Origin of the sequence: Flavobacterium polysaccharolyticum (assembly GCF_038739875.1) — a bacterium.
Classification (GTDB): Bacteria; Bacteroidota; Bacteroidia; order Flavobacteriales; family Flavobacteriaceae; genus Flavobacterium; species Flavobacterium polysaccharolyticum.
The window spans coordinates 33,543-46,208 of the sequence record NZ_JBCGDP010000016.1 but is presented as its reverse complement, the minus strand read 5'-3'; the positions used below and the strand labels follow the sequence as shown (position 1 = coordinate 46,208).

Sequence of the window (12,666 nt, the reverse complement as noted above, 5' to 3'; positions counted from 1 at the left end):
CATGGGGACTTTAGAAGAAAGAATCATAAAATCAGAAACACATATTTTTAAGGCTGTTTTTCCGAGTACCACCAATCATTACGACACTTTATTTGGAGGTACGGCGCTTCATCTGATGGACGAAGTGGCTTTTATATGTGCCACAAGATTCAGCCGAAAGAAAGTAGTCACGATTTCAACCGGGCAGATTGATTTTAAAAAACCCATTCCGGCTGGAACTTTGATTGAATTGGTTGCAAAAGTAATCAGCGTTGGCAGAACCAGCTGTAAAATTCATGTGGATATTTTTATGGAACAAATGTATTCCGAGCTTCGCGAAACAGTAGTTTCAGGAACTTTTTCGTTTGTTGCGGTTGATAAAGACAAAAAACCAACCCCAATTTTAGAATAATTGCATGCTGTAGCTCAAAAATAGCCAAAAGCTAAATCCTGATTATGAAGCGTTTGAAAATTAATTTAAAATAAACTTCAAAAAAGGTTAAAAAAAGTTTTGAGAACCGAAAAAGCGTGTTATATTTGCACTCGCAATCACGAAATGATAGCGACTTACTGGAGAAATGGCAGAGCGGTCGAATGCGGCAGTCTTGAAAACTGTTGACTGTAACAGGTCCGGGGGTTCGAATCCCTCTTTCTCCGCTGAAAAAAATCCTAAATGGTGTCAAAACCCTGTAAATCTTATGATTTACGGGGTTTTTTGCTTTTGCACATATACCAAATTATTCATCGAATCTTATCGCTAAAGGGGCAAAATCGAGACCCTAGAAAAAACCTAAAACCTAGGGTCTCGCTAAATCCTTTTAACCCTTGCAAACACTGGGTTTACAATTGAAAAACTATAGCTAGTTCATTCAGTAAACATCTTGTTTGACTCGGATTAGGAATTTAAATTGATAAATAATTAATCAGTCAGTAAAATGAAAGCGAAAGTAAACCTGCATTTCTATGCAAAATCCACAAAAGCTAATGCCAAAGGGCAATGTCCAATTTATGTCCGTCTTACTGTAAACGGAATCAGAACAGAATTCAGTACTAAAAAATTCATAGAACCTAGCCGATGGTTATCTGAAGCGTCAAAAGTTAAAGGAACTACAGAGGAAGCCCGTTCAATAAATGGCTATCTTGATTTACTTAAATCTAAAGTTCTAGATGTTCAAATGGAACTAATTCACAAGAATCAAGAATTGAATATTGAGAATTTTAGACAAGGACTTTTTGGTGCTGATGAAAAACAACGAATGCTCGTTCCCATCTTCCAAGACCATAACAGTAAAATAAAAGAACTGGTTGGCAAAGAATACGCTCCCGGAACATTGGAGCGCTATACGACTTCTTTGAAGCATACCGTTGAATTTTTAGAGTGGAAATTTAATGTGTCAGATATTGAGATTTCCAAAATAAATCATGCTTTCATTACTGATTACGAATTCTATTTAAGAAGTGTTAGAAATTGTTCGAATAATACTGCTGTAAAATATATCAAGAACTTTAGTAAAATAATCAAGATTTGCTTGGCTAATGACTGGTTGGAGAAAAACCCATTTGCGAACTATAAAGCAAAAGTTAAAGAAGTTGAACGAGTTTACCTAACAGAAAAAGAAGTCCAAAATATCATTGAAAAAGATTTAAAGAATGATAGGCTTTCTCTTGTTCGTGATATCTTCCTTTTTAGCTGCTTTACAGGTTTAGCATACATAGATGTCAAAAACTTAACAAAGTCGCATATAAGTTACGGAATTGATGGAGAGAAATGGATTTTTACCCATAGACAAAAAACCGAATCTGCTTCAAAAATTCCAATACTACCAGTTACTCAAATGATAATAAATAAGTACGAAAATCATCCTCAATGTGTTGGAGAAGACAAACTACTTCCGATTCTTTCAAATCAAAAGATGAATGCGTACTTAAAAGAAATTTCGGGAATTTGTAAAATAGATAAAGAATTGACCTTTCATATTGCCAGACATACTTTTGCAACAACCGTTACACTTACTAATGGTGTCCCAATTGAAAGTGTAAGTAAAATGCTTGGACATAAAAATTTAAGAACTACGCAACACTACGCCAAAGTGTTGGATAGAAAAGTAAGTGAGGATATGCAGGCTTTAAGAGATAAATTATTCTATTTAAATCCTTTAAATTCTTCACATTTAGATAAAAAAGTAAAATAATTACAAAAAAAATGAACGTTGTTCAAAAAAAATACATATCTTTGTAAAGAAAATAATATTTATGAGTGTAGCAGATAGAAAAGCGCGAGAAAAAGAAGCATTAAAAGCATTGATTTTAAAAGGAGCAAAAAAACTTTTTTTAGAAAAAGGAATTGAGCAAACAACTATTAGAAACATAGCTGATGAAATAGATTATAGTGTTGGAACCGTATATGTTTACTTTAAAGATAAAAATGCTATTCTACATGATTTACACTCTATTGGTTTTCAGGAACTTGGAAGTAATTTTCAAGAATTATTTATCATTGAAGATCCAATGGAGAGATTAAGAAAAATGGGGATTGTATATATCAAGTTCGGAATAGAAAACCAGGAAATGTATGATTTAATGTTTAATGTTAAAGCACCAATGGAGTATCTTGAAGAATCCGATAACGACTTTTGGGATGAAGGCGTTGCAACTTTTGACCTGGTTAAAAAAACAGTTGAAGAATGCATCAATAAAGGACATTTTGAAGGACATAATGTAGAATCGCTTTCGTTTATGATTTGGAGTTTAGTTCACGGTATGTGTTGTCTTGAAATTAGACAAAGAACAAAAGGTGTGAAATTCACGAACCCTGATACTATCCTATTTGACGGATACAATGCCTACTTGAAAATAATAGATAAATTATAATTTTTTTTTGTTCAAAAAAATGAACAATGTTCAAATAACAAACAATGTATTAAAATGAAAAAAACACTAATTCTAATGGCAATTTTACTTGGGTATTATGGATATTCCCAGAGTAAATTAGACGGTTACATTGAAACCGGATTAAAAAATAATGAGATCATCAAGCAACATAACTTTGACATTAACAAAAGTCTGTATGCCTTAAAAGAAGCACATTCACTATTCTACCCCAGCGTTTCCCTAAATACCAACTACACAAAGGCTGACGGAGGAAGAACAATAGATATTCCTATTGGAGATATGCTAAATCCAGTGTACAGCACATTAAATCAAATGACTAATTCAAATGCTTTTCCGACTTTACAAAATCAATCAGTTCTCATAAATCCTGATAATTTTTACGATGCAAAAATTCACACTACAATGCCATTACTGAATTTTGAAATCATTTATAACAAGAGAATTAAAACACAACAAAGTTCCTTGCAAAAAATAGAACTCGAAATTTACAAAAGAGAGTTAGTTAAGGAAATAAAAATCGCCTACTACAAATACCTCCAATCAATTGAGGGAATTAAAATTTATGAGGATGCTTTAAAACTGGTTAAAGAAAATCAGAGAGTGAACCAATCCCTATTTAAAAATGACAAAATAAACCGTACAGCAGTTTTGCGTAGTGATAACGAGGTAATCCGTATAGAAGCAAATCTTGAAATCGCAAAGCAAACAAGTAATAATGCAAAAGCTTATTTCAATTTCTTACTAAATCAAAAACTTGATTCTGAAATAGAAGTTGATTCTGAAAACGAGTTGCTACCTAATGCTATGGTCAATGAGAATACCCAAAACCGGGAAGAACTTTCAAAATTGAGCATAGTTAAAGAGCTTAATGGTAATGTAAACAAGCTAACACAATCGTATTGGTTTCCAAAATTAAGTGCTTTTACTGATTTTGGTTTTCAGGATTTTGATTTTGAAATAAATAAGGACTCTCGCTATTATTTCGCAGGTGTTGCTTTGGAATGGAATATTTTTTCAGGTAACAAAAATAAATTCAAACTCAAACAGGTAGAAGAAGATACTAAAAAAATAAATTCTCAAATTGACAATGTTAAACAGCAGTTGTTGCTTCAGTTTCAAGTTACGCAAAATAATTTGAAATCAGCTTTGGAACAATTCAATGCTAATAAAAATCAAAAAGAGTCTGCCAAAAAATATAATGACGATATAACCAAATTGTATAAAGAAGGTCAAGCCATCTATATTGAACTTCTTGACGCACAAAATCAATGGGTAAATGCCCAACTCAATACTAATATAGCACTTTATAATTCGTGGATTGCTTTTGCAGAATTAGAAAGAGCAAATGCAACTTTTACTTTAAACAATTAAAAATTAAGATCATGAAATCAAAGATTCACGAATACCAAAAAAACAATTTTACACTTATGAGTAAGAAATCAATAATTATTTCCCTATTCGTATTACCTCTTTTCTTCGCTTGCAAAGAAGAAAAAAAAGTACACACTCCTTTCGAAGCTGCAGATGTTATTTCCATTAAAACCGCAACTGCCGAATCTCTGGCGCTTACCAGCAATATAAGTGCATCAGGATTGGTAACAACAGAAAACCAAGCCAATTACTCGTTCAAAATTGGTGGAGTTGTTAACCATATTTTTGTGGAAGAAGGACAGTTTTTCAAAAAAGGACAACTTTTGGCCACTTTAGACGAAACTGAAATCGGTTCAGGCTTGAATCAATCCGATTTGAATGTTAAAAAATACGAGCGTGATTATACTCGAGCTTTAAATCTTTATAAAGACAGTGTATATACTTTAGAACAGCTTCAAAACACAAAAACAGGTCTTGACATTGCCAAAAAACAAAAAGATGCCGTTGCTTTTAATGCTCGTTATGCAAAAATTTATGCCACAGCCGATGGATTTGTTACTTCAAAAATTGCTAATGAAGGTGAAGTTGTGGGTGCAGGATCTCCAATTTTGGCAATAAATGAAACCCGTCAAAATAGCAATTATTTGCTAAGAGTTGGCCTGACAGACCAAGAATGGGCAGCTGTAAAAATAGGTCAAAAAGCGACTGTTACTCTTGATGGTTATCCTGACGAAAGCTTTGATGCGTCTGTTTTTAGAAAGTCACAAGCGGCAGATGCTGCATTGGGTTCATTTCAGGTAGAACTAAAACTGAATATGAAAAACAGCAAACCAGCAGTTGGAATGTTTGGAAAGGCAGAAATTAAAGCAGATAAAGCCGAAGATTTTATCGTGATTCCTTATAATTCACTTATTGAAGCCGACGGTAATAAAGCTTTTGTATTTATCATAGAAAATAATAAAGTAAGACGCCAGCCCATTACGATTAATAAATTCGACAATAAGAAGGTGTTAGTAAAAGACGGCCTTCAAAAAACAGACCAGATAGTAACTTCCAATAGTGCCTATTTAAATGAACAATCAACGATTAAAATCATTAAATAATCTTACACCATGAAGATAACAAACTTTGCCGTCAAAAATTATCAGTTCACACTGATTATCTTTCTTCTTGTTGCAGTTGTAGGGGTTCTTACCTTATTTACGATGCCGAGAGCAGAAGACCCTTCCACACATCCACCGCAATATTTAATTACGGTTATTTATCCAGGTACGAGTCCAAAAGATATGGAAGAACAAGTCGTAAAACCTATTGAAAATAAAATTTATGGACTGGAGAACATCGAAAAAATACTAACCACTGTAGAAGATGGTGTAGCTGCTTTTCAGGTGAAATTTAAATACGGTGTGGATATTGATAATAAATATCAGGAAATATCTACTGAAATGAATGCACTCAAGAGTAGCGAACTTCCGAAAGATATTTATCAGATAAAAACTGAAAAAAATTCGTCTTCGGATGTAAAAATTCTTCAGGTAGCCTTGGTTTCTGAAAATGCATCCGACAAAAAATTGCGTGATGAAGCAGATAAACTAAAGGCAAAAATTGAAAAAATAACCAATCTTAAAGAAGTGAAATACTCAGGAATTCCAGAACAGGAAATCCGGGTGGATTTGAATTTGGAAAAATTAGCACAATTAAAAATTCCATTAAATGTAGTAATGGGAAGTTTACAAAGTGAAGCTGCCGATATTCCTGGTGGAAGTATTGATATGGGCACCAAAGTATTCAACGTAAAAACAAGTGGTAAATTCAAAAATGCAGATGATGTTGCCAATACGGTGGTTTACAATGCCAACGGAAAAATCATCTATATGAAAGATGTAGCCGAAGTAAACTATAAATCTGAAGTTGTAAATCATATCACCAGAATTAACGGACACCGATGTGTTTTGGTTACTGCTGGAATGAAAGACAATGTAAACATTAGCGATGTTCAAAAAGAATATTTGCCACTAATAGATGCATTTTCTAAAGACTTGCCTGCTAACATTAAACTAATAAAAAACTTTGACCAAGCCGATATGGTATCAAGACGTTTGGGGCATTTAGGTTTTGATTTTGGTTTGGCTATTCTTTTGGTTGTTATCACATTGGTACCGTTAGGAGGGAGAGCGTCTCTAATCGTAATGTTATCCATCCCTTTATCTTTGGCTTTAGGGTTAATTGCAATGAATGCTTTAGGGTATTCTTTAAACCAGTTGAGTATTGTAGGGTTGGTAGTCGCTTTAGGGTTACTGGTCGACGACAGTATTGTGGTCGTAGAAAATATTGAACGTTGGCTCCGTGAAGGACATTCTAAAATGGATGCCGTTTTAAAAGGTACAAAGCAAATTGGTATTGCTGTTGTAGGTACTACTGCCACTTTGGTTATAGCCTTTATACCACTGGCTTTTCTTCCAGATATGGCTGGTGAGTTTCTACGAAGTTTGCCTATGGCGGTTATAACGAGTGTATTGGCTTCTATGATTGTGGCTTTGACATTGGTTCCGTTTTTGGGAAGTCGATTTTTAAAAACACACGAACACGGTGAAGGAAACATCTTTCTTCAATATTTGCAAAAGTTTCTTACCAGAGCTTACAGAGATATTATGCCAAAGGCATTGAAATTTCCAAAAACGACGATTGCCATTTCTCTATTTTTAAGTGTTATTGCTTTTGGGCTATTCTCTGTAGCTGGATTTAAGTTATTTCCAACTTCGGAAAAACCTATGTTTTTAATCAACATAAAAATGCCACTTCAAGCTAATATTTCGGAAAGTGACAGGGTAACAAAACTTGTGGAAAAAGAATTGAAAAACCACAAAGAAATTGTGTATTTCACTTCAAATGTTGGACACGGAAACCCTCAGATTTACTACAACGTGCATCCACAGGACAGAAAATCTGATTTTGCCCAAATTTTCGTGCAATTGGAAGATGAAGCAAAACCTTCAGATAAAACTAGTCTTATACAAGAATTGCGTGAAAAATTTAAAACGATGCCTTATGGTAAAGTGGAGGTGAAAGATTTTGAACAAGGGCCACCATTGGAAGCCAATATCGTAGTGCGATTATTCGGCGAAGATCAAGCGGTTTTACGTAAGTTATCTTCTCAAGTAGAAACTATCTTGAGAAATCAGGAAGGAACAGTTTATATCAACAACGAGTTGAATACCTATAAAACCGATGTCAAAGTAAAGATTAATAAAGAAAAAGCGAGAACATTGGGTGTACTGACCAGTGAGGTCGATAAAGTAATTCGACTTGCTGTTGCCGGTTTAACAGTTGGAGATTATATAGATGACCGTGGAGATGCAAGAAACGTGACCATTACTTTACCAAGAGATAAGTTTTCTAATCTTGATGCATTGAAAAGTTTATATGTAAATAATGTTCAGGGGACACCAATTGCATTGAATCAAATTGCAACAGTATCTTTTGAAACAGCACCAACTGCAATTAATCACTTTAACAAATCGCCTTTTTCAAAAGTCAGTGCGATGACTAAAGACGGTTATTTAGCAAATGACCTGCTGGTAGATATTATACCAAAATTGAATAAACTTGAAATGCCAAAAGGTTATTATTACAAACTATCCGGGGAAAAAGAATCGGAAGGTGATGCTTTGGGTGGCAACTTTCTTTCAGTAATTATATTGAGTACGTTCTTATTTATTGCTGTTTTATTGCTTCAATTTAAAACATTTAAAGGAATCATTATTGTTATGTCCATCATTCCGCTAGGTATTTTAGGAGGTGTATTATTTTTAATAGCATCAGGAAACCCAATGTCATTGGTTTCTATTATCGGTTTCATTGGGTTGTCGGGAATTCAAGTCAAAAACTCCCTTCTTCTGGTCGATTTTACAAATCAATTAAGACAAGAAGGAAAGTCCATTGACGAAGCGATTGCTATTGCAGGAGAAACTCGTTTTCTTCCGGTAGTTTTAACATCAGTTACCGCAATCTGTGGTTTGATACCTTTAGCGTTGAATTCCAATCCTCAAATATCTCCATTGGCAATTGTATTAATTGGTGGGTTGATAAGTTCAACAGTTTTGGCAAGAATTGTAACACCGGTAATGTACAAATTGATTCCGCCAAAACTAGATGAGATATAAAAATGAATGTTATCTATTACAATATTAAAGACGATTCAATTGTCACTAAATTAAAAGAGATAATAAAATCCAAAATAGATAAAATATATTGGATGGAAACTCTAGTTCTGATAGAGTCTGAGAAATTACACTTTAAAAATGTTGTTCAGCTATTATATAACTTTTTTAAAGAACACAAGCTAGACATTGAGGACTTTGTTTACGTCTACAATTTTTCAGGGTATGATGAAAAAGATTGGTTTTGCCAAATACTGAAGAAAAGAGGTTTAAAAAAAATTAGTTCTAATTTTAAAAAATAAGTTAAAAAATGAAAAAAACAATTTTAATAACAGGAGCATCATCAGGCTTTGGCTTGCTGCTAGCAGAGAATTTACATCAACAAGGTCATAATGTAATTGGTACCAGTAGAAATGCAGATAAACTGCAAGCCACTGTTCCCTTTAAAGTATTGGCTTTGGATATTTCTAATGAGAATTCAATTAAAGAATTTACAAAGCAACTTTTTGAAACCGTAGATCAATTAGATGTTTTGGTTAATAATGCGGGTTATATGCTCATTGGATTAGCAGAGGAAACATCAACAGAAGAAGGGAGACTTCAATTTGAAACTAACTTTTGGGGAACAGTAAATGTAACAAAAGCTATATTGCCTTATTTCAGAAAACAAAAGTTTGGCCAGATTATTACAGTTAGCTCAATGATGGGGCTTTTATCTTTGCCTATGCACCCAATATATGCTGCATCCAAACATGCTTTAGAAGGATTCTTCAAATCATTGCGTTTTGAGGTAAGTCAATTTAATATCAAGGTTAGTATGGTACAGCCTATGTGGGCAAAAACAAATATTGGCACAAATATGACTGCTGTTGATGGGAATATAACAGAATACAAGAACTATAAAGAGCAAGTGAATAAGTATATCAAAAATGGTTTGGCAAATGGAGATGAGCCTTCTATAATAGTGAACAAAATTATTAAAGTGATTAATGCTAAAAAACCAAAGTTCCGAAACATTGTAGGGAAAATGGCGGGAATGGTATTATTCCTTAATAATTACGCCTATACACAGTTTGAAGGAGCAATATATAAAAGTGTAAAAACAGCAAAATAAATCATCTTAAATATGAATACAATGGAGAAAATTCGTAACGAATCAGAACAAGGTGAGTCCATGTCAAAAAACAAAGACACCGTCTCTCGTACAACGACTCTTGGAGAAGAGATGACACACATGGAGTTCGAACACGTCACCTTCGACCTGCCTCACGGCACCTTTCATGCTCTGCAAGGTGGTGATCCCAATGGTCAACCAACTATCTTCTTGCACGGCTTCCCAGACCATCCGCCGACCGCGAGGCTATTCCTAGCCGAGCTCAGCCGTCGCGGACGTTACGTCGTCGCACCTTGGCTTCGCGGTTACTCGCCGTCCCCGATCGCTGGGCCGTTCGACTTTGTATCCCTCACCAGCGACGTGCTCGCGCTAATCGACCGTTGGTCTCCTGGACGGCCTGTTGAGTTGATTGGCCACGACTGGGGCGCCCTGATCACATACGATGTCTGTGTCACAGCACCGGAGAAGATTGTACGCGCAGTCGCGCTCGCAATCCCTCACCCACTCACGTTCATGAGCCGACTAACGCACCTACCTCAGTTACGCCGGAGCTGGTACATGGGGCTTTTTCAATTTCCTGGAAGCGGCTGGGTAGCCACCGCTCGCGATCTTTCCCTCATTGACAACCTTTGGCGTCAATGGTCGCCCGGCTTCTCGCTCGATCCTGCTCTCAAGGCGGAACTACATGAGCACCTGCGGGCGAGCATGCCTGCGCCTCTAAAGTACTACCGTGCGATGTTGCGACCCGGCATGCTTGGGGCGACGCGACGCATGTCTAAGCCAATCAAAGTGCCCTTGTTGCAGCTTTACGGTACCAACGACGGCTGCATCCTCCCTGCACAGGTTGACGACCGACATCGTTTTGCCGCCCAGCATACGATGGAGGTCGTCCCAGACACTGGCCACTTCCTTCACATCGAGGCACCCGAGGCGATCGCGGAACGGATCGCGGCATGGAGCCTTACTACTTTAAGAAACGGCACACATCTATAAGACAAATGACTGAAGTGAAAAAAATATCAAGACGAGAACTGATAAAACAAGGGGGACTTGCTTTATCAGTTTTAGCTTTACCTTTTCCATTAATAACATTTTCAAATTTTAACGAAATGACAGATAACAAAAATTTTGACGCAATCATAGTTGGCGGAAGCTATGCAGGACTTTCGGCAGCAATGGCTTTGGGACGGGCATTAAGAAGTGTTCTAATCATTGACAGCGGTTTGCCTTGTAACCGGCAAACACCTCATTCACATAACTTCATCACGCAAGACGGCGAAAAACCAAGGGTTATTGCGGAAAAAGCAAAAAAACAAGTGTTGAAATACGACACAGTAAAATTCGTAACTGACCTTGCCGTTAGTGGATCGAAAACCGATAAAGGCTTTGAGATTTCAACGCAATCAGGAAAAGTATTTTTAGCAAAAAAACTCGTTTTTGCAACAGGCTTAAAGGACAGAATGCTAAAAATTGAAGGGTTTTCTGAATGTTGGGGAATTACCGTAATTCATTGTCCCTATTGCCACGGATATGAAGTAAAGAATCAAAAAACAGGGATTTTAGCAAATGGGGATGGTGCATTTCATTTGGCTCGACTCATTCACAATTGGACAAAAGATTTAACCATATTTACTAATGGAAAATCGGAATTGACACAAGAGCAAACCGATGAAATCAAAAGGCACAATATTTCAATAGTTGAAAAGGAAATCACCTCATTGAAACACAAAAACGGTGTTGTTGAAGAAATAATTTTTTCAGACAATTCAAGTTTTGAATTGAAAGCGATCTATTCAAGACCTCCTTTTGAACAACACTGTAAAATCCCCGAATTACTGGGTTGTGAACTGACAGAACAGGGACTTATCAAAGTAGATGGATTTCAGCAGACAACTGTAGAAAATATATTCGCTTGTGGAGACAGTACCAATCCTGTTCGTGCTGTATCATATGCTGTATCGACAGGGAATAATACAGGAGTATTCTTAAATAATGCAATGACAGAAGAAGATTTTTCAAAATAACAATAATAGCTGCATATAATCTGCGGCTGGCGTTAACCGTCAGCAGCAAGCAATTTTTAAATCAATTCAGTATGAAAACTTCAATACCGCGCATACCTCCTCCAATTCATTTACTTGTAGGATTAACTGCGATGATACTACTCAGTTCATTTGTTCCAATCGGACATTGGTTAGTTTTTCCTTGGAGATACATAGGAATTATAATAATTGTTCTTGGATTTTCTCTTGCTATTGGAAGTGGCATGTTCTTTCGAAAATTTGGCACAGATCCTCGCCCAGGTAACCGGGCATCCCTAATTGTAACAAAAGGACCATTCAAGTTTACAAGAAATCCGATGTACCTGGGGTATATCACTATACTTATTGGCACTTCAATACTTTTAGGAACATTTTCTCCTCTCATTGTAATCCCAATCATTTTTTTAATACTTCACACGCAATTTGTACTTCGAGAAGAGAAATGGATGGAAGAATGGTTTGGCGAGCCATACTTAGAATATAAAAAGAAAACCCCAAGGTGGCTAATTTAAGAAAAATGCCTGACCCTAAAAGAAAACAAAGTACACAACAGCACATCCATAATAAATTAATTGAAAAAGCAAAAGAAGCATTAATGACTACGGAGTTTTAGACTTTTTGGGAAATTAAATAGAAAATAAAATGGAAAATAAAAGACTTCAATTACTTAAAGATTTCATTGGAAAACCATTTTCAGGAAGCCCGTCCCCATTCGCCAAATGGCTAAATGGGACGGTAATTTCTGTTGATGAAAATTCAGTTGAATTTCAATTTGAGGTAAGAAAAGAAATGACTAATCCGGCCGGGACACTTCACGGCGGAGTTATTTGTGGGATGTTTGATGATTGTATCGGTGTAAATTTTATGATTTTGGGCACAGAAAATTTCTTCCCTACAATTAATCTAAATGTTGAATTTTTTAGTTCAGTGAAAGAAGGAGATACTGTCATAGTAAAAACAAATATTATTAAAAAAGGGAAATCGGTAATCAATGTAAAAGCAAATATGCTTAGTTCTAAAGGAATTATTGCTTCCGCTACTTCAAACCTTGTAATAAGTGATTTGAAAATCAATCTGTAAACAGATTTATGAGTAATTGATTAATGAT

The 12,666-nt window shown here is 35.7% G+C and carries 11 protein-coding genes and 1 tRNA gene; all 12 read left to right on the top strand.

The genetic code is table 11. The features are described from left to right. The first annotated feature begins 1 nt into the window (after position 1). The 12 genes from WFZ86_RS15140 to WFZ86_RS15085 all read left to right on the top strand — a co-directional run bounded on the left by WFZ86_RS15140 (position 2) and on the right by WFZ86_RS15085 (position 12,638). Positions 2 to 391, top strand: coding sequence for an acyl-CoA thioesterase (locus tag WFZ86_RS15140; RefSeq protein WP_342692708.1), 390 nt, complete (start codon positions 2 to 4; stop codon positions 389 to 391). A gap of 160 nt (positions 392 to 551) precedes the next feature. Then, positions 552 to 636: transfer RNA gene (locus WFZ86_RS15135), tRNA-Ser, on the top strand. A gap of 278 nt (positions 637 to 914) precedes the next feature. Next, positions 915 to 2,171 (top strand): site-specific integrase, encoded by a 1,257-nt coding sequence (locus tag WFZ86_RS15130; protein ID WP_342692707.1) that lies wholly within the window; start codon positions 915 to 917, stop codon positions 2,169 to 2,171. Positions 2,172 to 2,232: 61 nt separating this feature from the next. Continuing rightward, a complete protein-coding gene (locus tag WFZ86_RS15125; RefSeq protein ID WP_342692706.1) occupies positions 2,233 to 2,850 on the top strand; it encodes a TetR/AcrR family transcriptional regulator in 618 nt (205 codons plus the stop codon). A 54-nt stretch (positions 2,851 to 2,904) separates the two neighbouring features. Next, positions 2,905 to 4,242 (top strand): TolC family protein, encoded by a 1,338-nt coding sequence (locus tag WFZ86_RS15120; protein ID WP_342692705.1) that lies wholly within the window; start codon positions 2,905 to 2,907, stop codon positions 4,240 to 4,242. Between the two features lie 11 nt (positions 4,243 to 4,253). Further along, positions 4,254 to 5,345: an efflux RND transporter periplasmic adaptor subunit gene (locus tag WFZ86_RS15115; RefSeq protein WP_342692704.1), complete on the top strand. Its 1,092-nt coding sequence runs from the start codon at positions 4,254 to 4,256 to the stop codon at positions 5,343 to 5,345. Between the two features lie 9 nt (positions 5,346 to 5,354). Beyond that, on the top strand, positions 5,355 to 8,405 hold the full coding sequence (locus tag WFZ86_RS15110; RefSeq protein WP_342692703.1) for an efflux RND transporter permease subunit: 3,051 nt from the start codon (positions 5,355 to 5,357) through the stop codon (positions 8,403 to 8,405). Between the two features lie 307 nt (positions 8,406 to 8,712). Further along, complete coding sequence (locus tag WFZ86_RS15105) at positions 8,713 to 9,516, top strand: SDR family oxidoreductase (RefSeq protein ID WP_342692702.1); 804 nt, start codon at positions 8,713 to 8,715, stop codon at positions 9,514 to 9,516. A gap of 21 nt (positions 9,517 to 9,537) precedes the next feature. Next, entirely contained in the window at positions 9,538 to 10,509 is a 972-nt protein-coding gene (locus tag WFZ86_RS15100) for an alpha/beta fold hydrolase (RefSeq protein ID WP_342692701.1), read from the top strand. 116 nt (positions 10,510 to 10,625) lie between these two features. Next, positions 10,626 to 11,540, top strand: coding sequence for an NAD(P)/FAD-dependent oxidoreductase (locus WFZ86_RS15095; protein ID WP_342692700.1), 915 nt, complete (start codon positions 10,626 to 10,628; stop codon positions 11,538 to 11,540). Between the two features lie 71 nt (positions 11,541 to 11,611). Next, the gene (locus WFZ86_RS15090) at positions 11,612 to 12,070 is read left to right on the top strand and encodes a methyltransferase family protein (RefSeq protein ID WP_342692699.1); all 459 of its coding nucleotides are present in this window, start codon (positions 11,612 to 11,614) and stop codon (positions 12,068 to 12,070) included. Positions 12,071 to 12,200: 130 nt separating this feature from the next. Next, on the top strand, positions 12,201 to 12,638 hold the full coding sequence (locus WFZ86_RS15085) for a PaaI family thioesterase (protein WP_342692698.1): 438 nt from the start codon (positions 12,201 to 12,203) through the stop codon (positions 12,636 to 12,638). Positions 12,639 to 12,666: the final 28 nt, after the last annotated feature.